The organism is Pseudomonas sp. AK-TSAG1-1, assembly GCF_056821665.1.
The window spans coordinates 3,790,123-3,812,941 of the sequence record NZ_CM165965.1 but is presented as its reverse complement, the minus strand read 5'-3'; the positions used below and the strand labels follow the sequence as shown (position 1 = coordinate 3,812,941).

The window sequence follows — 22,819 nt, the reverse complement described above, 5'->3', positions numbered from 1 at the left end:
ATGTGTTGCCTGCTCAGGCCCTCAGCAACAGCAGAGCCACCAGCGGGTAAAACTTGTTGTCATGGCTGCGGGTTTTCTGCGCATTGTCCGGGGTAACCCAGGCTAGCGCGTCACTGGGCAAGGCGTGCAGCATTTCCTTGAAGGCCTGGATCTGCTCACTGCTTGCCTGAACGCCCAACGAATGCGGGGCAATAAACACTGCTCCCAAACGGGGTTCGTGATAGTCGAGCCTGCGGGCATCGTCGCTGGCCAACGCGCATTTTTCCAGAATGCGCTTTTGCGCATTCAGCACGTCATCGATGGCGACATAGCTGACCTTGGCCTCAATGCAGTAACCCCATTCATCGTTGGCGATGTACAAGTCGTTGCGGCCGATCGAGGTGGTTTTTTCACTGGCCTCGGTCGCGATCTTGCTGATCTGGTATTCCTCGATGGCGGTCCAGTCGGCTTTCCACGCGGCGCCGGCCAAAATGCTGACGTTGGCCTGTTCGTTGTACCAGTAGGGCAGGTCATCGGCGTCCCAGACGCGGATATAGCGTTCGGTGCAGGCTATCCAGCTCTGCATGACCGGTTGCAGGGGCAGCAGAGTAGGGCAGGAAATGCGCACGTATTGATCGTTCATTGAGACTGATCCTTGTCATCTGACGGCGTTGAACGGGCACGAATGATATTTAAAAGCCATCACTCTGTCGACGCCGGCTGACGACACAAGAAATCCGCTTCAGAGATTGCCCTGAAGCGGATTGGATGCAGCACTCAGTTCTTGTCCAGATCGATATTTTTGGTCTCGCGCAGACAGATCATTCCCATCATCAGGCTCACCCCGGTAATCAGCACCGGGTACCACAGCCCATAGAAAATATCCCCGGTGTACACCACCAGCGCGAACGACACCGTCGGCAGAAATCCGCCAAACCAGCCGTTGCCGATGTGGTACGGCAGGGACATCGAGGTGTAGCGGATACGCGTCGGGAACAACTCGACCATCAGCGCGGCCAGCGGGCCGTAGCACATGGCCGAGATGATGATCAGCGCGACGATCAGGGCCACGATCATCGGTTTGTTGATCTGCTGCAGATCCGCCTGTTGCGGGTAGCCGGCGAGGGTGACTGCGCCGCGCAGGGCGGCTTCGTCGTAGCCGTCGATCTTCATGTCGCCGATGCTCACCTGCACCCCGCTGCCGGTCGGGGCGGTGGCGCTGGAGTAGGGCAGGCCCTGTTTGACCAGGAAGGTTTTGACCTTGTCGCACGGGCTGTCGAATTTGGCTTTGCCCACCGGGTCGAACTGGAAGGTGCAGGTTGCCGGGTCCGCCAGCACGGTGATCGGTGCCTGACGGCTGGCCTGGTCGATTGCCGGGTTGGCGTAGTGGGCCAGGGATTTGAAAATCGGGAAGTACAGCGCCGTGGCCAGCAGCAGGCCGAGCATCAGCACCGGTTTACGCCCGACCTTGTCCGACAGCCAGCCGAAAATGATGAAGAACGGTGCGCCGATCACCACGCTGATGATCAGCAGACTGTTGGCGACTGCCGGGTCCATTTTCAGGAACTGGGTGAGGAAGAACAGCACGTAGAATTGCGCCGCGTAAAAGGTCACCGCTTGCCCGGCGTTGATGCTGAACAGGGCGATCAGCACGACCTTGAGGTTTTCCCATTTACCGAAGGATTCACGGATCGGTGCCTTGGACGCTTTGCCTTCCTCTTTCATCTTCAGGTAGGCCGGCGATTCATGCAGGCTCAGGCGGATCCAGGTGGAAATGCCCAGCAGCACAATCGACAGCAGGAACGGTATGCGCCAGCCCCAGACTTCAAACTGATCGCCGGTGAAGTAGCGGCAGCCGAGCACCACCAGCAGCGACAGCAGCAGGCCGAGGGTCGCAGTGGACTGAATCCAGCTGGTGTGGAAACCGCGCTTGCCAATCGGCGCATGCTCGGCGACGTAGGTCGCGGCGCCGCCATATTCACCGCCCAAGGCCAGGCCCTGCAGCATGCGCAGCACCACCAGAATGATCGGAGCGGCGATGCCGATGCTGGCGTAGGTCGGCAGCAGGCCGACGCAGAAGGTCGCGATGCCCATCAGGATGATGGTCGCGAGGAAGGTGTATTTGCGCCCGATCATGTCCCCCAACCGACCGAACACCAACGCCCCGAACGGCCGCACGATAAACCCGGCGGCGAACGCCATCAGCGCGAAGATGAACGCTGTGGTGTCGTTGACCCCGGCGAAGAACTGTTTGCTGATCACCGCCGCGAGGGCGCCGTAAAGGAAGAAGTCATACCACTCGAACACCGTCCCCAGGGACGAGGCGAAGATGACGTTCTGCGTGGCATTGCTGGTGCTGGCACCGCTCGTGGTGTCCAGCGGCTGAGCGTGTTCCGACATATCGATATCCCTCACAGTGATTGTTTTTGTTGTTCCACTGGTGTTGCGTGTCCGGATGAAGCGCGATGCCTTGAATGAACGCGGTCCCCTTGTGGTGGCGAGCCTGCTCGCGATAGCGGTGTATCCGCCAATGCAGATGTTGAATGTTATTCAGTCATCGCGAGCATGCTCGCTCCCACAGAGGCGCTGTTTACAGGTGGAGCAAGGATCAGCTGTGCGGCCTTCTCGGCAATCATCAGCGTAGGCGAACAGGTGTTGCCCGAGGTGATGCGCGGCATGATCGATGCGTCGGCAATGCGCAGGCCGGGTACGCCATGCACGCGCAGTTGTGCATCGACCACCGCTTCAGCGTCATTGCCCATGCGACAGGTGCCCACCGGATGGAAAATCGTCGTGCCGATTCGCGCCGCGGCTTCGTGCAGTTGCGCTTCGCTTTGCAGGCTGTCGCCGGGCAGGTACTCCACCGGTTTGAACGCTTGCAGAGCCGGGGCGCTGACGATGCGCCGGGTCAGGCGGATCGCGTCGGCAGCCACGCGCAAATCTTCGGGATGGCTGAGGTAATTGGGCTGGATCAGCGGTGCGGCTTGCGGATCTGTCGAGCGGATTTCGATCCGCCCACGGCTCTGCGGGCGCAGATCGCACACCGACGCGGTGAACGCCGGGAAACTGTGCAACGGCTCACCAAAGCGCTCCAGCGACAGCGGCTGCACGTGGTATTCGAGGTTGGCCGAGGTCTGCTCCGGCCCGGATCGGGCGAACGCGCCGAGTTGACTCGGCGCCATCGACAGCGGCCCGCTGCGGTCATACAGATAACGCAGACCCATGCCCATCTTGCCCCACACGCTGCCAGCGATCTGGTTCAGCGTGCGGGCGTTTTGCAGTTTGTAGATCAGGCGCAGTTGCAGGTGATCCTGCAGGTTGCCGCCGACGCCCGGCAACTCATGAATCACGCCGATGCCGAGGCGCTCCAGCAATGGACGCGGGCCGATTCCGGAGCGCTGCAGAATGCTCGGCGACCCCACAGCACCGGCGCAGAGGATGATCTCCTTGCGCGCCTTGAAGCTTTGCACCTGGCCGTCATGACGCGCACTGACCTTCGACGCACGGCCGTTTTCCAGCAGCACCCGATCCACCTCCACCCCGGTCAGCACTGTCAGATTGGCCCGGTCACGAATCGGTTTGAGAAAGGCCTTGGCTGCGTTCCAGCGCACCCCGGCCTTCTGGTTGACCTGGAAGTAGCCGCAACCCTCGTTGTCGCCCTGATTGAAGTCGTCGATGCTGGCGATGCCGCTCTGCTCGGCGGCGCTGCGGAAGGCATCAAGAATCGGCCACGACAGGCGCTGCTGTTCGACGCGCCATTCGCCTTGGGCACCGTGAAATTCGGCAGCGCCGGCAAAGTGGTTTTCGCTTTGTTTGAACAAGGGCAGCACGTCGTTCCAGGCCCAGCCCGGATTGCCTTCGGCCGCCCAGCCGTCATAGTCGCCGGCCTGGCCGCGCATGTAGATCATGCCGTTGATGGAAGAGCAGCCACCCAGCACTTTGCCGCGCGGGTAGCTCAGGCTGCGGCCCTGCAGGCCGGGTTGCGCTTCGGTCTTGAAGCACCAGTCGGTGCGCGGGTTGCCGATGCAGAACAGGTAACCGACGGGGATGTGAATCCACGCATAGTTGTCGCGTCCACCGGCTTCGAGCAGCAGCACCCGCTGTTGCTTATCCGCCGACAGTCGATTGGCCAGCAAGCACCCGGCGGGACCGGCGCCGACCACGATGTAGTCGTATTCCTCAAGGGAAGTCTGCATTCCCTGACCTCGCTTTTTGTTTTTATTGTCGGACACTCTAGTTGTTAGCTTTCGTCAAAAGAATGTTAGTTTTTGCGCAGCCGCTGTGCGTTTTCAAACAGCCTCAACTGACCATAGCTGACAAGGACTCGCCATGTTCGACTGGAACGACCTGCGGTTTTTTCTCGAACTGCAACGCAGCGGCCGCCTGCTCACCGCCGCCCGGCGCCTGAACACTACCCACGCCACCGTCGCCCGGCACATCGAGGCCATCGAAAAAAGCCTCGGCACGGCGCTGTTCGTCCAGCACGCCCAAGGCTACGAAATGACCCCGGCGGGGGAGGCACTGCTCAAGCACGCCGAGGCCATGGAAAACGTCGCGCTGCTGGCGCAGGAAGAAATCACCCAGTCCACCGCGCCGCTGGGCAAGATCCGTGTCGGCGTCACCGAAGGTCTGGGCATAAAATTTCTCGCCAGCCGCATGATCGGCCTGTTCGAGCGCTACCCGGGGCTGGAAGTGGAACTGGTCGCCGTGCCGCGCTTCGTCAGCATCCTTAATCGCGAGGCGGAAATCAGCATCCACCTCGAACGCCCGGCCGCCGACATGCTGGTCACCCGCAAACTCACCGACTACCGCCTCGCGCTCTATGCCAGCCAACGCTACCTCGACACCGCGCCACCCTTGCGCAGCCGCGAAGACCTCGGGCGGCACGCGTGGATTGGCTATGTCGATGATCTGCTGTTCAGCCAGGAGCTGATGTTCCTCAACAGCTTCTGCCGCAGCCCGCGCGTTGTGTTCCACAGCACCAGCGTGATTGCGCAGCAGGAGGCGGCGCGTTCGGGATTGGGCATCGCAGTGTTGCCTTGTTACATGGCTGCGTCCGACCCGGATCTGGTGCCATTGCTGCCGGATGAAAGCATCGAGCGCAGTTACTGGATCAGCACCCGGCGCGAGTTGCACAAGTCGGTGCGGCTGCGGGTGGTCTGGGATTATGTGGTCGGGTTGTGCGAGGCGGAGCAGGGGTTGTTGCGCGGATAGTCCGGCCCCGCACAGATGCCCCTGTGGGAGGGGGCTTGCTCGCGAAGGCGGTATGTCTGTGACATCGGTATCGACTGACACTACGCCTTCGCGAGCAAGCCCGCTCCCACAGGGTTCTGCGGTGTCGGTCAAATTCGGGATTGATTTATATGTGGATATCCATATATTCGGTCTTCCATATGTTCGAGTCCGCCCCATGCTCACGCCCACCGAACTGTTCAAAAGCCTGGCCGATGAAACCCGTGTCCGCGCCACTCTGTTGATTGCTGAACAGGGTGAGCTGTGTGTGTGCGAGCTGATGTTTGCGCTCGACGACAGCCAGCCGAAAATCAGCCGCCATCTGGCGCAACTGCGCAGCAACGGTTTGTTGCTTGATCGCCGTCAGGGTCAGTGGGTGTATTACCGGCTCAATCCGCAGCTGCCGGGTTGGGTGCAGCAGATCCTGCAAGTCACCGCAAAGGCCAACGCCGACTGGCTCAAGGACAACGCCTGCCGCCTGCACAACATGGATGGCCGGCCTGCCCGCGAAGCCGCCTGCTGCTGAACCCCTGACATTTTCCGGAGCCATCCATGCGAGTCCTGTTCATGTGCTCGGCCAACAGTTGCCGCAGCATTCTTTCCGAAGCCCTGTTCAATCACCTCGCGCCGCCCGGTTTCGAGGCGCTGAGCTCCGGCAGTTTCCCCAGGGGCCAGGTGTTGCCACGCAGCCTGAGCACCTTGCAGCAGGCCGGGATTTCGATTGACGGCTTGTACAGCAAAGGCAACGACGCCTTCGAAAGTTGCCCGCCGGACATCGTCATCACCGTGTGCGACAAGGCGGCCGGTGAGAGCTGTCCGGTGTACTTCGGCCCGGCGCTGAAAACCCATTGGGGGTTGGCGGACCCATCCGATGTGCAGGGTGACGAAGCGGCGATAGACGCGGCGTTCCGCGCCACGCTGGCGCATATCGAGCGACGCTGCAAAGCCTTCCTCGACCTGCCATTCAATCGCCTCAGCCGCGACCAATTGAAAGCCGCGCTTGATGGCATCGGCGCGCTGTAAGGAGGATTTATGTCAGAGCATCTGCCCAACCTCGACCTGAGCCTGTTCGAAGGTCGAACAGCCGCGCCGGATCAGCACAAACCGCGCATCCTGTTGCTCTACGGCTCGACCCGCGAACGATCCTTCAGTCGTCTGCTGGTGGAAGAGGCCGCGCGCTTGCTGGAGCACTTCGGCGCTGAAATCCGGGTGTTCAATCCGTCCGGTTTGCCGTTGCCGGACGATGCACCGGTCGATCATCCCAAGGTTCAGGAGCTGCGTGATCTGGTGTTGTGGTCGGAAGGCCAGGTCTGGTGCTCGCCGGAACGCCACGGCGCGATGTCGGCGGTGTTCAAGGCGCAGATCGACTGGGTTCCGCTGGAGCTCGGCGCGGTCCGCCCGACCCAGGGCAAAACCCTCGCAGTAATGCAGGTCTGCGGCGGTTCGCAATCATTCAACGTGGTCAACCAATTGCGCGTGTTGGGGCGCTGGATGCGTATGTTCACCATCCCCAATCAGTCTTCGGTGCCCAAGGCTTACATGGAATTCGACGAGGCGGGACGGATGAAACCGTCGCCGTTCTATGATCGCGTGGTCGATGTGATGGAAGAACTGGTCAAGTTCACCGTGCTGCTGCGCGACCGCCAGGACTTTCTGGTGGACCGCTATTCCGAACGCAAAGAGAGCGCCGAGCAACTGATGGCCCGGGTCAATCAGCGCTCGATCTGAAGCGCCGCGACACGCATTCGTCGGTCGGGCCGTGCACAAACGTTCTAGCCGTTCACCGGCATTTATGGATTACTGGCGCCAGCCCATTACCGTATTCAAGCCATGAGCAACTGGATCGACCTTGCCCACGACCGGGAAACCGGCATCGAAACCCTGCACGCGCATTTCGCCGGGCACGCGCACGCCTACGATCCACACTGGCATGAGACCTACCTGATCGGCTTCACCGAACAAGGCGTGCAGCGCTTCAACAGCCGCCGGGCACGGCATGACAGTACCCCGGGCAAAGTCTTCATGCTCGAACCCGGGGACATTCATGACGGCGATGCGCCGAGTCCGGACGGCTTCACCTATCGCATGTTGTACCTGCAACCGGCGTGGCTGGAACAGGCGCTGGACGGCCTGCAACTGGACGGCTGCGCGGGCGGCTTGCCGGGCATTGGCACGGTGCTCAACGATGATCCCGAGTTGGCCCGAGCCACCTTGTTTGCCTTCAACGCCCTGCATAAACAGGACGTGCGCATGGTCCGCGAAGTGGCGCTGGATGCGCTGCTCGAACGTCTGGCGCTGCACCTCTATCGACGCCCGCAGCCAGCCGCCACGCTGCGTGCGCCGCTGATTGCCCGGCAGGCGCGGGACTACCTGATGGCCTATCACGAGCAGGACATCAGCCTGCACACCCTGGCCGAAGTCTGCGGCACCGATCGCTTTCGCCTGACTCGCGCCTTCAAGGCGGCTTATGGCCTGGCGCCGCATGCGTGGCTGATCCAGTTGCGGCTGATCCGTGGCCGGCAGTTGCTCGCCGCAGGGGTGCAACCGGTGGAAGTGGCGAGCAGGCTCGGTTTCGCCGATCAGAGTCACTTGGGTCGTTGGTTCGTGCGCGCCTACGGCATCACGCCGGGTGCCTATCAACAGCGTGCCATCGGCACCTGTCGACGCTGAACAAACGTTCAAGACCGCCACCCTGCACTACCGCCACAGTAGGCCCTGACTTTCTACAGGGCCGTGCCATGCTTGCATTCATCCTCTTTGCTTTCGTTGCCTCGATCACCCCGGGGCCGACCAACCTGATCGTACTCAGCACCAGTGCCCGACGTGGATGGCGGCCATGCCTGCCGATCATTCTCGGCGCGGGGGCGGGGGCGGCGTCATTGGTGTGGGTTGCCGGTGCGGGTGCCAGCACGCTGATGCTGCCCGGCGTGCGCCCGGTGATCAGTGCGCTTGGAATGTGCTGGATGCTGTGGCTGGCGTGGCAGATCTTCACCGCGCCGGCCACGGCCATCGATCCCGCCGCCGACGAGCAAAAACCAGAACTGGGGCTGGTCGGTGCTGCGTTGTTGCAGTGGGTCAATCCCAAGTCGTGGATGATGGCAATTGCCGTGATCAGTGTGTTTACCGCGCAAGGGCAGGGGTTGAATGCGTTGTGCCTGGCGTTTTTTCTGGTGTCGTTGCCGTGTCTGGCGCTCTGGGCGCTGCTCGGCCGAGGCGCGGCGCGCTGGCTGAGTAACCCGGCGCAGTTGCAGTGGTTGAACCGGATTCTGGCGGTGCTGCTGGTGATTTCATCGGCGGCTGCGTTGCTGCACCGCTGAGCGGGCGCAAACTTCCAGTCCAGACACGCCCCCTTGTGGGAGCGGGCTTGCTCGCGAAGGTGGTGTGTCATTCACACAAATGTTGACTGACACACCGTCTTCGCGAGCAAGCCCGCTCCCACAGGGTTTTGTGTTTTCTGGCAGAACGGTGGCAGTTGCCGGAACCGCACTTCGCGTCCACTCTATGGCATGCCGACAAGGAGCGTCCGCCGACCCTCCGTCGTGACCCAAGGGAGCTTGCAGCATGAGCGAAGACAACAAGGTAAAAGGCCCGGCGTCGTACTTCCCGTCCATTGAAAAGAAGTACGGCCAGCCCATCGATCACTGGCTGAACCTGCTCGCCGGCCTCACCGACAAGAAACACATGGCACTGGTGGCGTGGCTCAAGGAAGAACACGGCATGGGCCATGGCCATGCCAACGCGCTGGTCGCGCATCACCTGGCCAATGGCAAACAGTGAGGGCGGAGCAGCGATGAATTTCTCCCACCGGCCGGTGACGGCCGACGATGTCAAAACCTTGTGCGGCTTTCCGCAGGGCGTTCAAGAGCTGTACTTCATGTTCCCGAAAGCCCAGTACCCGCTGACGGAAGAACAGATGCACAGCGCGATCAGCCAGCGCTTCGACTCCACGGCGTTTCTGGCCAACGGCGAGTTCGTCGGTTTCGCCAACTTCTACCGTGCTGAAAACAACGGCGTCTGCTGCATCGGCAACGTCATCGTTGCGCCTTACGCCCGTGGCCAGGGTGTCGCTCGATACATTGTCGAAACCATGACCGCCGTCGGCTTCGAAAAGTATCAGGCCAGGGAAGTGCAGCTTTCCTGCTTCAACGAAAACACCGCCGGGTTGCTGCTCTACCCGAAACTGGGCTTCGTGCCGTTCTCCATTGAAGAGCGCCCGGCGCCGGGTGGCAGGCGTGTGGCACTGATCAACATGACGCGCCATCAAAGCAAGAGTTCGCGCTTGTAACCGCGGTGCTCATGCAGTCGCATCAGAAGCTTCCAGTCGTCAGAGGCGTTGGGCTGAAAGCCAGCGTAACGCGATTGTTGGGGGCTGTTTGCCAGGTCGCGTCGCTGGGGTTGCTGTCATTGCGGACGATGCATTTCCACTCCACGACATCACCGGGTTTCGCGTTGCTGAACTTTATCAAGCCGGACCAAGAGGGGGAGGAAGCAGTGAGGCGAACCGCTTTTGCCGCGTCCCAGTTCCCTAATTCCGGTCGATCGCCCACTGCATAAACGCTATAGCCCTGCGTCGTCACGCCGTTATCACAACGAAAATTCGCCTCGAGCGAAATGTACGTCCAGGTGGCGCCGGCATAACCGTATATAGGCGGCAAGGCCAGCAGCAGGGCACTCAGTGGCAACAAGTAACGAATGCGGCTCATGATCAATTCCTTGGTTCAGCTTCAGCCAAGCCAGCTTAGCCGTGCGCAAACCCAAAGAGACCTGTAAGAACTGACAGTCCATCAGACTCCTTTGCGATACCGTCAGTTGCGCCTTATTCCCACAGGCGCCCAAGCCATGCACAATTTCTGTGGGAGCAGGCTTGCTCGAAGACGTCAGTCCCGCCAGCCCATTACTGGCTGAGTCACCCAAAAATCCAAGGTATTGAACATGTCGGACACACCCTCACGCCTGACCTACAGACGTCCACAGCCTGCAGACCTGCCCACCGTTTTCGCAATCTTCGGCGACCCGCAAACCAACCTGTTCAACCCCGCCGGCCCCATGACCGACATCGCCCAGGCCGAAGCATTGCTGGACCGCTGGCTGCAACACTGGGCGACCCACGGCTACGGATGGTGGGCGATCAGCAGCGCACAAGATCCTGAACACATCCTCGGATTCGCCGGCATCGCCGCCCATGACTACCTGGGAAAACCGGTGACCAACCTCGGCTATCGCTTCGCCGTTGAAGCATGGGGCCAGGGCTACGCCACAGAGGCCGCGCAAGCCGCGCTGACCCATGCCTTCGACCACCTGGGATTGCTCGAGGTATACGGCCTGGTCAGACCCGATCATGTCGCATCCATCCGCATCCTGGAGAAAATCGGCATGCGTCGTTTCGACCTGCTGGACGACGTCCCGAACAAAGCCCCCAGCCTGGTATTCAAAATCCAACAAGAGGCCCGCTAATCCGACCACATCCTTCCCTTGTAGGAGTGAGCCTGCTCGCGATAACGCCAGCCCAAACCCGCCACAATCCCCTGTGGGAGCTAGCCTGCTAGCGAAGACGCCAGCCAAACCAGCACAAACCTCAAACCAGCCACAATCCCCTGTGGGAGCGGGCTTGCTCGCGAAAACGCCCACCCAGTCACCCCATCAACCCCAGACCGAAATAAACAGTAAAACCACCACTGTTTAAACGAAACCTCCAGTAACCACCTACGCCCTGCAACGCCTTGCGCCATCGGCTACGACTAAGCCAGAATCCGCCGGCTTGTGCGTCTGGTACGCCATCCGTAACTTGATTCCCGTCACTGCTCATCAGTGATCGGGTCTGCAAGCCCGCCGAAACCAGTCGCATAGCCAAGCCAAATGGACGCTCGTTCGCGCCCACTCAATGGCAGCTTTGTGCGGGAGACTTTCGGGTCTGCCGGGTTCCTGGTTTCCCGGTCTTGCAGACCCGCGCACAGCTGCCACCCATCATCTGCAAGTGATGCTGGTAGCTCCTAATGAACAATCAGGAGTTTTACCATGATCAAACCAACACCCAACCCCCCAGAAACCGACCTCGCATCCCCCTACGAATCCCTCGATTCCAAAAAACTCCACGAAGCCGCAGAACGCGCCCTCGACCACTACCTCACCCCGGCCAGCCAAATCATGGACAGCACCCACAACCCGAACCCATGTACCTCGCCAACCCCAAGTGCGATACCGAATCCCTGCTCGCCAACGCCAGCGAAACCCTCGGCTCTGCCAGCGAAATGCTCAACAACTTCGCCGCCATGCTCGACACCTCCCACCGCAAAACCGCACTGGGCATCGCCCAAGTCGTGATGCTCGGCGAACTCGCGGTAAACCAGGCACTCGACAACGTCGAAATCTCCCACTGACCACCCGTGCGACGAGACCAAACCCTCGTCGCCCCCGGCAATTTCAACCGCACTGGCACAGAGCAACGCCTTGCGCCTCCAGGCCTCGGCTGTCACCCTTCGGCCCGTTCTTCAAGGATCAGAACAAGGAAATCAAGGATTGAGCGGCTACGTTCCCACCCCCCCGAAAAACCACCGCTACGAAGAAGCCAAACCCGTCGACATTCACGCCCGGCGTTGGGCTGAGTACGAAAAACACGGGAAAGAACCTGCGCGCGAGCCTGAGAAAATCGGCATTGCGTTGAGGATTGGAGTGTTCTTTGATGGTACTGGCAACAATGCGAACAACACGGCAGCAGGGTTGCTGTGCGGTGCGCAGCATCCGATTGCGCCGCAGGATATCGATGCCAGTTGCAAGCCGTACATGAGTGATCCGGATAGCAGCTACGCCAACGACATCAGCAATGTGCAAAAACTGAGTGAGCTCTATTTCGCACCTCAGAAGGCGGAGGGGGATAGTTCGCACAAGCAAGCATTCCGCATGATTTACGTCGAGGGGATCGGTACCCGGTCAGGCGAAGAGGACAGTAAATTCGGCGCTGGCACAGGTCGAGGTGATACGGGTGTCGCGGGACGTGTCCAGCACTCTTTTGAAGAGATCAAATCGCGTATTGAAGATGTTTTGGATAACAATCCAAACAGTGAAATCACGTCTCTGACTTTCGATACGTTCGGCTTCAGTCGAGGCGCAGCGGCCGCACGGCACTTTGCAAATGAAGTCGTTCGCGGAAAGCAGGGCCCCTTAGGGAATATATTCCGCAGCAATGCGAGTGACTTCAGTCGAACCTTCATTGACCAGTACAAAAGCAGTATCAATATGGGATTCATTGGTCTGTTCGACACCGTGCCTTCGATTGCTGGCTGGTCCAATCTGGGGAATGTAAAGAGTCCAGTCGCCACGGGCATCAAACTCTACCTGGACCGTCGTTTTTTTACTGATGTCGTTCAGTTGTCCGCGCGTGATGAGTATCGGGCCAACTTTGCATTGAGTCGCGTCAAAGCAGATCACCTGGAAATCACTCTTCCAGGTGTGCATTCCGATATTGGTGGTGGCTACCGCGATGAGGTTGAGGAGTGTGTACTCGTCAGTCCGATGCAAACGCTTGAGGTCTCGCAGTTTACCGATGTATCTACCACGTCCATCTACCGGGATGCTGTGGCTCTGAAAAATCAGTGGGTCTCCAAAGGCTGGTCTGAAGACATGCTGGAGATTGTTACTCCTGAGGCGCTTCTCCTATCTGTAGATCAACAAGATCGGCTCAGCCCTCGCAGGAAGCGTGTTTATGCCGCCGTACAACTCAAACGTCGTGTGAGCGGCCTGTTGTCGAGGGTGTACCTGCGAGTGATGTATAGCCTCGCAAAGGAAAAGGGCGTTCGATTCAACGAGATTCCTGGAACATCCGCTCTGGCGGTGCCCTCAGAACTGCAGGCACTTTGTGATCGATTTGTGGCGGGTGACTACAGCACGACTCAGGAAGAGGAGAAATTGCTGAAGTTGAAATACATTCATATGTCCGCTAACTGGAATCATCCACTTGGAAGAAGGGATGGCAGTGGTATCCGAGCTGTCTACATCAACGCACCCACCGAAGACAAGATTCGTGTGCAACATCCCCATGTACCTGACTGGACTCTCTGGTAATGAAACTAATCGTAACCTTACTTCTTACTTTGTTCATGACCGGTTGCCAGTCTCCTGATCCGCTCTCGGCCAAAAATGATCCTAAATCCGAATGGTGGGAACTGGCTTTCACTGAACCTGATTACATGAAGGTTTGGGTGGAGGACAGTTCGGTTCAGGATATTACCGGCAGAGTCTTCTTCAGAACCGGCGGAGGGACTGCTGCTGGCGGAGAACCTGAAGACGGTACTGAGTCTGCCCGCGGCTGGACAGGAGTGGGAGGCAGCGGAAAAAGAGTGGTGGGTGCTGACCTACCCATTCGCATCTATGTCCGATGGCAATCAATCGTCGAGCAGAAAACCTGGCAAGCCTGGGTGGATATCCCGGAGAAGGCCAGACAAATAATGGTGACCTCCACAAATCAACGTTGCCCGGAAAGGCCGGAAAGAACGGCGCGTTACATGGCTTCAGTTTACTTGGGGCTCGCTCCGGGTGGTGTTGTTCAGGTGTGGGTGAGGGATTCATGCCACCGACCAATCAAGGTTGCTAGAGCGCAAGGCGAAATCGAACCGCTAGGTCCGGAGCGGGGGAAAAACGGTGGTCGTTATGCCTACCCTGTGAGTGAAAAGGCCAAGCGCTATATCGACAAATACGGTATTCCGTATGGGAGTTGGTAATCGTCGCCTGATGAAAATATTTCCAACGATGCTTTGTGCTCTGTTGATTAGCGGCTGTCAGCCAAGTGATCCGCTATCAGACAAAAACGACCCCAAATCTCCTTGGTGGGAACTAGCTTCACTGAGCCCAACTACATGAAAGTCTGGGTTGAGGACACTTCGGTCGAAGACATTAAAGGGAAAACGTTCCTGCGCACCGGTAAAGGATCGGCGTCAGGTGGCCAACCGGAAGACGGAACAGAATCTGCTCGAGGTTGGCACGGTGTGGAGAGCTCCGCTAAAGCAGTAGTAGGCGCTGACCTCCCAAAACGAATTTACGTTCGCTGGTAGTCCATCGTGGAGCCTCAGGCCTATCGCGCATGGGTGGACATACCCGAAGAAGCCAGACAATTGATGCTGACCTCGGTCAACCAGCGCTGTGCGAAACCCCCAGACCAAAAAGGCACCTATATATCTTCGGTCTATTTGGGCCTGGCTCCCGGTGGTGTCGTACAAGTGTGGGTTAGAGACTCCTGCCACCATCCAATCAAAGTGGCCAAAGCTCAAGCTGAAATCGAACCGTTAGGGCCGAGTCAGGGGAAAACCCAAGGGAGGTACGCTTATCCCGTCAGTGAAAAGGCCAAGCGGTATATCGAAAAATTCGGTATCCCTTATGGGAGTTGGTAAACGGTAAACCAATGAAGCAATGCATTGTGGCGGTATGCGTGTTGTTCCTGAGCGGCTGCCAGTCTGCCTATCCTCTATCCGGGAAAAACGACCCGAAATCCGATTCGTGGGAGCTTGCGTTCACCGAACCCTATTACATGAAGGTTTGGGTTGAGGACAGTGCCGTCGAAGACATAAACGGCAAGCTATTCACGCGCACGGGAGGAGGGACGGCTGCTGGCGGGGAACCAGAAAATGGCAAAGAGTCCGCGCGCGGTTGGCATGCGGTAGGCGCGGCTGCGAAACCAGTGTTTGGCGCTGGCTTGCCCAAACGCATTTACGTGCGCTGGCAATCCATCGTCGAGCCGCAGACGTATAAGGTCTGGGTGGATGTGCCTGAAGAGGCGAGGCATCTGATGGTGCAGTCGGTCAGTCAGCGCTGCCCGGAAACACCGGAGGAACAGGCCAGCTATAGCGCATCTATTTATCTGGGGTTGGCTCCAGGGGGCGTTGTACAAGTCTTTGTTCGGGACTCGTGCCACCGTCCAGTGAAAGTTGCTAGAACACAGGCAGAGGTTGAACCGTTAGGGCCGAGTCAAGGTAAGAACCAAGGGCGCTATGCGTATCCTGTCAGTGAAAAGACCAAGCGGTATATTGAGAAATTCGGCATACCTTATGGGAGTTGGCAGTAGACAGGTAGCAGAAACTTCTCTTGCCTGTCTTTCAGTGGCGTCCTTTTAAGTAATCATCTTTGACAGTTACCGGGTCAATGTTGGGTTCAACGAAGGTCCGCTTTCGGCCAAAAGCTGCCGTCCACGCATGTCCTTTTCCAGTCCAAAACGATAATGATCTGAGTGGAGACGGTCTGAAAATTGGCTAGATGGCTGAATCCGTCTCTTCTTCATAGCATTCCAACATTGAAATCAGAGTAAGACTCATGGGCGCGCCCATCATTATCGGCAACAGCTATGACCTCTGGGTCAGTAACAGTATGAAAGATACTTTTCGCGAGGTACTAACCGCTGTCGCGACCTTGGAAGGGCATGATGTGGAGGCCATATATGAGGGTGCACCAGGTGTGGCCGGCACCTATAGTGTTCCTGGCGCGGGTATCGTTCTCGACAAGTTTTACCTGGTCGGCCTCTGCGCACGTGAGTTCATGCTTAGTGGTTTGACGCCGTTTGGCCAACCCCCCTTAAGGATAAGAGTTCCTACCTGTTGATTTCATCAGAACGCTAAACCACTTCGGATAAGAACCCCACCAGGGCGACGCTGCCCCCGCCAATCCGAGTGGCTTGCCACCCTAGGCGAGGTCGACCATCATCAAACGTGATACCTACGCTATAGCAGCCAAAATTTAGTGAGACTATTACTTTATCTCGAACAGAGAGACGCGACATGAGATCAATTTATGGTATAGGCCTTGTGCTGGCCTTCGTAAATGCTTCGGCGACCGAGTCATTTGAACAGAGGGTTGAAAGTGCGAAGGCGACCGAAAGCACAGAGCAGGGCTTGGCTTATGAGAGGGTTTTTTCCGAAGCTATTGGTGAATATATGCAAAAGGCTATGGTTAAATGTACTTCTAAAAGCTCAAAGCTTACGGTGCAACATTTTGTTTTAGTAGCCGACGTGTTTTCAAAAGATTCGTTGAAGAACATAGATATTCGACCTCATACTGAAGTGGCAGAGTGTTTCGCTGAAAAAATATCTAAGGCACCAGTGCCAGCGCCTCCAGTTGTCGTACCGCTAAATGGCTTCCCTATTGTTATTGAGATGAATATTAACCCCTAACGATTCTAGCTTCGCCATTTATAAGATGTGACTCTGCCAATCGGAACAGGCTGGCTTGACGCGGGGGATCGGCATATTCGAAACGATCGAGTTCAAAATGGGCTGATAGTGGCCATCCGTGGTAGAAAATCTCACTGTTGGCAAGATCAGGGCAAGCCTATCAGTCCCTTCACTACTCAAAGTCCGCTTTTCAGCCAACAGCAGTCATTCGTAAACAAGCTAGGCTCGTGATACCGGGCAGAGAATTAATGAGTCCCCATCCAAAGCGTCACACAGAAAAAGCATAATATTTCCACGAAACTCCACTGCTTTAAAAACTTCACTTTTCACGACGCCCAACATTCTCAGCGAGCGCCCGGCCCTTAGGGCACTAGCAATATCGATTGAAGTACTTTCAAGTACTTCTAAATAAAATATAGGAGCATCGTCTATCAAGAGATATTTAAATCGGCTAAGGGATTTATCACCTTTTCTTCTAAAGCCTGCTTCACTGAACATAAATACGCCGTTCAGCCCCAAACTTAGTTTTTGAATGAGTTCGGCAGATACATCTAGACAATCGATGCGCTCGAGCCACCTGCCATTGTGATTTTTCTGAACAGCTAAAAGATCGTTGACCGATGTACTAGGGGTTGCCACTGATATAGACGAGTCATCTACGTTCTCAGGGAAAACAACGATTGCCAGGCCCATATCAACGTTATCATCAGCTTCCAGCAGACCTAGTTGTTTAGCTTCAAATATTCGCTTTGATACATGTTCTTCCCAAACTTTTGAGATTCCAGCTATGCGTACTTCTGTCATGACCCCTCCTTGCAAACCATTGAGGAGGTGCGAACACCTTCAGACGAAAGCGTAGTCGAGACTGAAAGAGAACGAGTCATCAGCCAATCCGAAAGTTCTGAATGATTTAACTATCGATTTCACTGCCCATTCCTTAGAAGAAGCCACCCCTAGTCGAATGTCCGCTCATGGCCGAAAGCAGCCGTATCCCGAAATTCCACATCCGTTCAAGAACGGCCAGACCATCAAAAATCCATCCTTAGCCTCATCCAACAACAATATCGAACGCAGCACTCCCCAAAACCTCCCCATTAACCATCACCCTCACCCCATGCCGCCCCACAAAATGCTTCCGCGTCGTAAAGTCCTTGATCACCTGCCGCCTCCCCAAAATCAACTCCCCAAATCCCGCCAACACCACCGTCTTCAACTTGAAAACCTTCCCCGAAACCCCGCCATTTGCCTTCACATAGTCAATCGCATAATCAATCACCAACCGCTGTTCATGCGCCACCGTCGACTTCACCGTAAACGATAACGTAATCGTCTCGCCCAACCTGACCACCGCCGGCTCAACCCGCACATCCAACAACTCAACCTCAGCCTTCGCCCCCGCGCCAATCACCGTCAGCGCGCGCAGATCTCCCTGTTTGATCAAGCTGCGCAACGCATGCTTGGCAATCCACGCTGTGTGTTTGTTCTCCAGCGCCCACCCTTCAATCGTGTCCAGCACCCACTCCGGATGCTCCTTGGTCACGTCATTCAGATGATTCGCCACGGATTTGCGCACGTACAAACTCTCGTCGGCTTTCAATCGGTCGAGGATGCCGGCGGCCAGTTGCGGATTGGCCTGCACCGCTTCCAAACGAAAAGACCACGGCAGGCGAGGGCGGGTGCCTTCGCTGGCCAGGCGGCGGACGTGGTGGTTTTCGTCTTGGGTCCAGTCGTGCATGAGTTCCAGCGAGCGTTCGAGGTCGCTGCGCAGGAAGTGGCGGATGGCGAATTCGGAGGAGCCGAAGGTGGTGAAGTATTTCAGGGCTGCCATCGAGGTATCGAACGCGTGGCCGCCGTAGCTGGCGACGTAGTGCGGCAGGCACATGCTGACGAATCCGCTGTTGAGGCGGGGGGCGAGTTCGCGCAGTACATCGAGGGAATCTTCGTAGTCCAGTGGCAGCACGGCGTGCAGGCTTTCGCTGACGCGGGCCATGCGTTGCATCACCGACAGTTCGACAAGCCCGTTGCTGGCATGTTTGAGAAACGCCTTGACCTTGAACGCCGGGTACACGGCGCTCATTTCGGTGGCGATGTGTTGCAGGCGCTCGGCGTTGAAGATTTCCTTTAGCGCCGGGGCGGCGGTGTCGGTGGTGCTCATGGTCAGGTCATCGGGGTGCTGACGAACGCTTCGAGGGTTTCGGCGTAGGCGGTGTATTGGGCGATGTGCGGATAGCGGCGGGTGTCGATCTGGTCGGGGACGACGAGGTCGGTGAAGCTCCAGGCGACGGCGAGGCTGATGCCGGCCTGCGTGAGGGTGCCGTCGGTGGGCAGGCCGGTTTTTTCCAGTTCCTGTTCGAGGGCATTGAAGGCGGCGGCGAGTTGGCCTTCGACGCGCTCGACCCACGGTTGGTATTGAATGTCGGCCGGGCGCAGGTTGCGTTCGTAGTAGAGCTGAACGGCTTTTTCGCAGGCGGCGAGGCTGAGGCCGATCAGGCGCAGGGCGTGGGCGCGTTGTTTGAGGTCGGCGGGCAGCAGGCTTTGGCCGGCGCTGGTTTCGAGGTAGTCGAGGATGAGGGTGGAGTCCATTAGGACTACGCCGTCGTCGAGGATCAGCGTGGGCGCCTTGACTACAGGGTTGATCTGCTGGAATTGCTCGAAGTGGCGGAATACCGAGACCGACTCGTGTTCGAGGTCGATCCCCAAGCGTTTGGCGGAGATCGCCACGCGGCGCACGTAAGGGGAGTCCAGCATGCCGATCAGTTTCATGACGCGTTCCTTCAAGTCGAACCGGTGGGAAGGCATAACCTAGCCGAGCCAGCGGCAAATGTCAGTCCTCAAACCCCGCTTGCTCGTGAATCTCATCCACATTCAATTCCAGCCGATACGCCACCGCCACAAATAACGCCTGACACAAACACAACGTTGCACTCAACGAACGAAATGCCAGCGCGCTCCCCTCATTCACCAGCAACAGGCTGTTGGCATTCCTCGCCAGTGGCGAGAGGTGGCTGTCGGTGAGGATCAGGGTGTTGGTCTGTTGCTGGCGGGCGTAGCGCAGGCAGTGTTGGGTTTCCTTGGCGTAGGGAGTGAAGCTGATGGCGACCACCAAATCACCGCTACGCACGCTGCGCATCTGCTCGCGATAACTGCCACCCAACCCTGAAACCAAATGAATGCGCTTGTGAGTGTGTTGCAAGTTGTAAACGAGGTAATCGGCGACGGCGAAGGAGCGGCGCACGCCGACCACATAGATGTTGTCGGCGTTGACGATCAGGTCGACGGCTTTTTCGAACGCGACGTCGTCGAGTTCGCGGCCCAGGCGTTCGATGCCGGAGCGGGTGGCGTCGATGCATTCGCGGGCGAGGTCGCCGTCGCTGGCGTGTTGCGACTGGTTGGCGATCATGCTGCGGATGCGTTGCTGGTAGTTCTGCACCGGTGAGGCTTTGTGGGTGTAGGCGGCGCGGAACAGCGCCTGCATTTCGCTGAAGCCGCTGAAACCGAAGCGCTGCGAGAAGCGCACGATGGCGGAGGGGTGCACCTCGCATTCCCGGGCGATGTCGCTGATGCGATCGACCATGATCCGGTCGCTTTGCTGGCTCATGTAACTGGCGATGCGCTTGAGTTGGCGCGGCAGGGTGTCGTATTCGTCGGTGATCAGTTGCAGCAGACGCTCGGCATTGATCGGGGGGCTGGCGAGGGGGCGCTCGTCGTTGGCCGGCAGATCGGGGCGGGGCATGGGGAGTCCTTTTGGCTGAACGATCACTCAGTGGGTGGGCTGATAATAGGTGGGCCTGCGAGGGTTTGCGGGCGAGATTTACGGCGTCTGCGCAGCTGAAACGATGCACTGCGCGGGCCACTGGGCTGAAAAAAATGCGACCAACTGCCGCTGGGTTAGCCGTTTGTCTTCTATATACAGCCGTTCGACTGAATTTCTTGCTATAAACGCACTCCGATGACCGCCATGACGCCTGTGTCAGAGCTGTTTACGGGTGTTGTCGGACAAATTCCCAGTATTTACAGTTGCTGAGGCCTCAAACGGGCCTTAGACTGCCGCCCCTTCGTAAATTGAGTGCCGGGTGGCGTTTGCAATAAACGATGCCTTTTCGTCGACCGGACACGGTTCGCCGGAACGCTCCCTAATTCGCCTTAATGCACGTTTTTTTATAGAGATATCAATGACAAAGGACAAGTTGCTGGCCATGCCGGCAGATGACTACATGAATGCCGAGCAGCACGCTTTCTTCACTGAGCTGCTGCAGAACATGAAAGTCGAAACCCACGAGCGCATTGAGCAAAACCGTATCGCCATCGAAAGCCTGGACACCCCGGCCGACCCGGCGGACGCGGCTTCGGTTGAAGAAGAGCGCACCTGGCTGGTCAACGCGATCGATCGCGACCAGCGCATGCTGCCGCAACTGGAACAAGCCCTTGAGCGCATCAAGGAAGACAGCTTTGGCTGGTGCGACGACAGCGGCGAGGCCATCGGCCTGAAGCGTCTGCTGATCAGCCCGACCACCAAGTACTGCATCGAAGCTCAAGAGCGTCACGAGCAGATCGACAAGCACCAGCGTCAGGCCTGATTCTGTGCGGTAACCCATGAATGTGGGTTGCCCCGAAAAGATCGCAGCCTTCGCCAGCTCCTACACGAGCTGACGGGGCTGCGATCTTTGCATTTGTTCGTCTGCGATATTGCGCGCGCCGTTCCATTGACCTGCTGCAAGCCCACGACTAATGGACCATGGATAATGGCCATGTAGTGGCGTTTAATGCGGATACAACAATGAGAACAAGCGTGGGGTGTTGATATGACGAGAGATGGATCTCTGGTTGGGGCCTTGCCCGCACCAGTGCTGTTGCCGAAAAACCGCTGGATCGCTCCGACCCTGCAAAGCATCGCCCTGATGCTGTTGCTCGTCGGCATGACGCTGGGTGAGTGGTCGTTGTACATCGGCCTGCCGCTGGCGGTGCTGATTGTCTGGCTGCCACGTCTGCGCTCGCGTGCCGTCGCCGATGCCGCGCCTGTCGATACCGACAGCGCCATGTCCGAACTCACGCGCGACCTTTCCTACACCACCAGTCATAACGCGCTGTCAGCCGCGGGCGTGGCGTTTTCCGTCAAGCAACTGGCGAGCAAACTTGAATCGCAGCTCGACGCGGCGGCGCAGATTGTCAGCAACGCCGAAGTGATGATCGCCACCGAACACGCCACCTCGCAGCTCAGCCGCGAAGCGCTGGACGCCGCCAGTGAAGCGCATCACAGCAGCGCGGTAGGGCGCACCGAGCTGGTGGACTCGATTGCGCGCATGCACCAACTCAGTCAGCGCGCGAATGCGAGCCGTGAGCTGATCGAAGCCCTGAGCCTGCGCAGCGATGACATTCAGCGCGTTACGCTGGGTGATTCAGTCCATTGCCAGCCAGACCAATCTGCTGGCTCTGAACGCGGCGATTGAGGCGGCGCGGGCTGGCGAGCATGGTCGTGGTTTTGCGGTGGTGGCGGATGAGGTGCGCGGTCTGGCGGCGCGCACGGCGTCGGCGACTGGCGAGGTCGGGGAGATGGTCGCCGACATTCAACAGCGCACGGCGCAAGTGGTGGAGCAGATCCGCGAGCTGTCCAGCGATCTGCAGACCGGTGTCGAACAGGTGGAAAACACCGGGCAGCACCTGGAAAACATCGCCCGGTTGGCCGCCGGGGTCGAAACTCAGGTCGGCGAAATTGCCCGTGGTGCGGACACCAATCGTGAGCAACTCGACAGCCTGTTCAAGGCCATCGAGCAAATGCGCAGCGATCTGGCGATCAGCGATCAACAGACTCGACGCCTGGCCGAGGCTGCGGTGCAGATGGAAGGTCAGGCGGAAACCATCAGCGAGCGGCTGGCCGAAGTCGGTCTGGATGACTATCACCAGCGGGTCTATGACCTGGCGCGAGAGGGCGCGGGCCAGATTGCGGCGCGGTTCGAAGCCGATGTCGAGCAGGGGCGGATCAGCCTTGAGGATTTGTTCGATCGCCAATATCAGCCGATTCCCGGGACGCAACCGGCGAAGTTTCAAACCCGTTTCGACCGCTATACCGATCAGGTACTGCCGGCGATTCAGGAGCCGTTGCTGCCGCGCCACGAAGGGTTGGTGTTCGCCATCGCCTGCACGCAGCAGGGCTATGTGCCGACGCACAATCTGGCGTTCAGCCAGCCGTTGACCGGTGACGAGCGGGTCGACGCCGTGGGCAACCGCACCAAACGCAAGTTCGCTGACCGCACCGGCATTCGCTGTGGCAGTCATCAACAGGCGGTGTTGTTGCAGACCTACACCCGCGACACTGGGGAGCTGATGCATGACTTGTCGGTGCCGATCATGGTCAAGGGCCGGCACTGGGGCGGGTTGCGGCTGGGCTATAAACCCGAGGCTGCGCGCTGATCGATTATTACCGCTGGTGCAATGAATATGTGCACCGGCGTTGCTGTTTC

The 22,819-nt window shown here is 58.3% G+C and carries 24 protein-coding genes and 3 pseudogenes; 19 read left to right on the top strand and 8 right to left on the bottom strand.

Features of this window, described 5'->3' with window-relative positions:
- Positions 1 to 13: 13 nt before the first annotated feature.
- From AC1UK9_RS16845 to AC1UK9_RS16835, 3 genes are all read right to left on the bottom strand, one after another.
- A complete protein-coding gene (locus AC1UK9_RS16845) occupies positions 14 to 622 on the bottom strand; it encodes a hypothetical protein (protein WP_473012881.1) in 609 nt (202 codons plus the stop codon).
- Positions 623 to 756: 134 nt separating this feature from the next.
- On the bottom strand, positions 757 to 2,379 hold the full coding sequence (locus AC1UK9_RS16840) for an MFS transporter (RefSeq protein ID WP_482578050.1): 1,623 nt from the start codon (positions 2,377 to 2,379) through the stop codon (positions 757 to 759).
- Positions 2,380 to 2,525: 146 nt separating this feature from the next.
- Positions 2,526 to 4,175 (bottom strand): GMC family oxidoreductase, encoded by a 1,650-nt coding sequence (locus AC1UK9_RS16835; protein ID WP_482578048.1) that lies wholly within the window; start codon positions 4,173 to 4,175, stop codon positions 2,526 to 2,528.
- 133 nt (positions 4,176 to 4,308) lie between these two features.
- On the opposite strand from AC1UK9_RS16835, the gene AC1UK9_RS16830 reads away from it, so the two are divergent.
- From AC1UK9_RS16830 to AC1UK9_RS16795, 8 genes are all read left to right on the top strand, one after another.
- On the top strand, positions 4,309 to 5,193 hold the full coding sequence (locus AC1UK9_RS16830; RefSeq protein WP_473012878.1) for a LysR family transcriptional regulator: 885 nt from the start codon (positions 4,309 to 4,311) through the stop codon (positions 5,191 to 5,193).
- A 196-nt stretch (positions 5,194 to 5,389) separates the two neighbouring features.
- Positions 5,390 to 5,737: a metalloregulator ArsR/SmtB family transcription factor gene (locus AC1UK9_RS16825; RefSeq protein WP_482578046.1), complete on the top strand. Its 348-nt coding sequence runs from the start codon at positions 5,390 to 5,392 to the stop codon at positions 5,735 to 5,737.
- Positions 5,738 to 5,763: 26 nt separating this feature from the next.
- Positions 5,764 to 6,234: an arsenate reductase ArsC gene (locus AC1UK9_RS16820; RefSeq protein ID WP_482578044.1), complete on the top strand. Its 471-nt coding sequence runs from the start codon at positions 5,764 to 5,766 to the stop codon at positions 6,232 to 6,234.
- Positions 6,235 to 6,243: 9 nt separating this feature from the next.
- A complete protein-coding gene (arsH, locus tag AC1UK9_RS16815) occupies positions 6,244 to 6,939 on the top strand; it encodes an arsenical resistance protein ArsH (RefSeq protein WP_473012875.1) in 696 nt (231 codons plus the stop codon).
- A gap of 102 nt (positions 6,940 to 7,041) precedes the next feature.
- A complete protein-coding gene (locus AC1UK9_RS16810) occupies positions 7,042 to 7,881 on the top strand; it encodes an AraC family transcriptional regulator (protein ID WP_025111367.1) in 840 nt (279 codons plus the stop codon).
- Positions 7,882 to 7,949: 68 nt separating this feature from the next.
- On the top strand, positions 7,950 to 8,528 hold the full coding sequence (locus AC1UK9_RS16805; protein WP_482578043.1) for a LysE family translocator: 579 nt from the start codon (positions 7,950 to 7,952) through the stop codon (positions 8,526 to 8,528).
- A gap of 244 nt (positions 8,529 to 8,772) precedes the next feature.
- Positions 8,773 to 8,988: a DUF4287 domain-containing protein gene (locus AC1UK9_RS16800; protein ID WP_482578041.1), complete on the top strand. Its 216-nt coding sequence runs from the start codon at positions 8,773 to 8,775 to the stop codon at positions 8,986 to 8,988.
- A 13-nt stretch (positions 8,989 to 9,001) separates the two neighbouring features.
- Positions 9,002 to 9,496 (top strand): GNAT family N-acetyltransferase, encoded by a 495-nt coding sequence (locus tag AC1UK9_RS16795; protein ID WP_482578040.1) that lies wholly within the window; start codon positions 9,002 to 9,004, stop codon positions 9,494 to 9,496.
- Positions 9,497 to 9,518: 22 nt separating this feature from the next.
- Here the strand turns inward: AC1UK9_RS16795 and AC1UK9_RS16790 are convergent, their stop codons facing one another.
- Positions 9,519 to 9,914 carry a carbohydrate-binding module family 20 domain-containing protein gene (locus tag AC1UK9_RS16790; protein ID WP_473012869.1) on the bottom strand — a complete coding sequence of 132 codons (396 nt, stop codon included), beginning with the start codon at positions 9,912 to 9,914 and terminating at the stop codon, positions 9,519 to 9,521.
- Between the two features lie 229 nt (positions 9,915 to 10,143).
- Between AC1UK9_RS16790 and AC1UK9_RS16785 the strand changes: the two genes are divergently transcribed.
- From AC1UK9_RS16785 to AC1UK9_RS16750, 8 genes and pseudogenes are all read left to right on the top strand, one after another.
- A complete protein-coding gene (locus AC1UK9_RS16785; protein ID WP_482578038.1) occupies positions 10,144 to 10,665 on the top strand; it encodes a GNAT family N-acetyltransferase in 522 nt (173 codons plus the stop codon).
- 561 nt (positions 10,666 to 11,226) lie between these two features.
- A pseudogene (locus AC1UK9_RS16780) lies at positions 11,227 to 11,588 on the top strand (DUF6124 family protein).
- Positions 11,589 to 11,727: 139 nt separating this feature from the next.
- Positions 11,728 to 13,269, top strand: a complete 1,542-nt coding sequence (locus AC1UK9_RS16775; protein ID WP_482578037.1) for a DUF2235 domain-containing protein — start codon at positions 11,728 to 11,730, stop codon at positions 13,267 to 13,269.
- Positions 13,269 to 13,925: a DUF2931 family protein gene (locus tag AC1UK9_RS16770; RefSeq protein WP_482578036.1), complete on the top strand. Its 657-nt coding sequence runs from the start codon at positions 13,269 to 13,271 to the stop codon at positions 13,923 to 13,925. Before AC1UK9_RS16775 ends, AC1UK9_RS16770 begins: the two co-directional genes overlap by 1 nt.
- A 10-nt stretch (positions 13,926 to 13,935) precedes the next feature.
- Positions 13,936 to 14,591 (top strand): annotated as a pseudogene (locus AC1UK9_RS16765) (DUF2931 family protein).
- Between the two features lie 11 nt (positions 14,592 to 14,602).
- Positions 14,603 to 15,262, top strand: coding sequence for a DUF2931 family protein (locus AC1UK9_RS16760; protein ID WP_482578035.1), 660 nt, complete (start codon positions 14,603 to 14,605; stop codon positions 15,260 to 15,262).
- Between the two features lie 245 nt (positions 15,263 to 15,507).
- A complete protein-coding gene (locus AC1UK9_RS16755) occupies positions 15,508 to 15,792 on the top strand; it encodes a hypothetical protein (RefSeq protein ID WP_482578034.1) in 285 nt (94 codons plus the stop codon).
- A 176-nt stretch (positions 15,793 to 15,968) separates the two neighbouring features.
- Entirely contained in the window at positions 15,969 to 16,361 is a 393-nt protein-coding gene (locus tag AC1UK9_RS16750) for a hypothetical protein (protein WP_482578032.1), read from the top strand.
- A 219-nt stretch (positions 16,362 to 16,580) separates the two neighbouring features.
- Here AC1UK9_RS16750 and AC1UK9_RS16745 read toward each other — a convergent pair whose 3' ends face one another.
- The 4 genes from AC1UK9_RS16745 to AC1UK9_RS16730 all read right to left on the bottom strand — a co-directional run bounded on the left by AC1UK9_RS16745 (position 16,581) and on the right by AC1UK9_RS16730 (position 20,094).
- Complete coding sequence (locus AC1UK9_RS16745; protein WP_482578031.1) at positions 16,581 to 17,165, bottom strand: hypothetical protein; 585 nt, start codon at positions 17,163 to 17,165, stop codon at positions 16,581 to 16,583.
- A 244-nt stretch (positions 17,166 to 17,409) separates the two neighbouring features.
- On the bottom strand, positions 17,410 to 18,516 hold the full coding sequence (locus AC1UK9_RS16740) for a DNA alkylation repair protein (protein WP_482578030.1): 1,107 nt from the start codon (positions 18,514 to 18,516) through the stop codon (positions 17,410 to 17,412).
- A gap of 2 nt (positions 18,517 to 18,518) precedes the next feature.
- Positions 18,519 to 19,124 (bottom strand): glutathione S-transferase, encoded by a 606-nt coding sequence (locus AC1UK9_RS16735; protein ID WP_482578029.1) that lies wholly within the window; start codon positions 19,122 to 19,124, stop codon positions 18,519 to 18,521.
- Positions 19,125 to 19,185: 61 nt separating this feature from the next.
- Positions 19,186 to 20,094 (bottom strand): MurR/RpiR family transcriptional regulator, encoded by a 909-nt coding sequence (locus AC1UK9_RS16730; RefSeq protein ID WP_482578027.1) that lies wholly within the window; start codon positions 20,092 to 20,094, stop codon positions 19,186 to 19,188.
- Positions 20,095 to 20,533: 439 nt separating this feature from the next.
- Here AC1UK9_RS16730 and AC1UK9_RS16725 point away from each other — a divergent pair, with 439 nt between their 5' ends.
- The 3 genes and pseudogenes from AC1UK9_RS16725 to AC1UK9_RS16715 form a co-directional block, all read left to right on the top strand.
- The gene (locus AC1UK9_RS16725; protein ID WP_003225981.1) at positions 20,534 to 20,938 is read left to right on the top strand and encodes a TraR/DksA family transcriptional regulator; all 405 of its coding nucleotides are present in this window, start codon (positions 20,534 to 20,536) and stop codon (positions 20,936 to 20,938) included.
- A gap of 255 nt (positions 20,939 to 21,193) precedes the next feature.
- On the top strand, positions 21,194 to 21,808 hold the full coding sequence (locus AC1UK9_RS16720) for a hypothetical protein (protein ID WP_482578025.1): 615 nt from the start codon (positions 21,194 to 21,196) through the stop codon (positions 21,806 to 21,808).
- Positions 21,753 to 22,769 (top strand): annotated as a pseudogene (locus AC1UK9_RS16715) (methyl-accepting chemotaxis protein); the annotation flags it as partial. The gene AC1UK9_RS16720 and the pseudogene AC1UK9_RS16715, both read left to right, overlap by 56 nt.
- Positions 22,770 to 22,819: the final 50 nt, after the last annotated feature.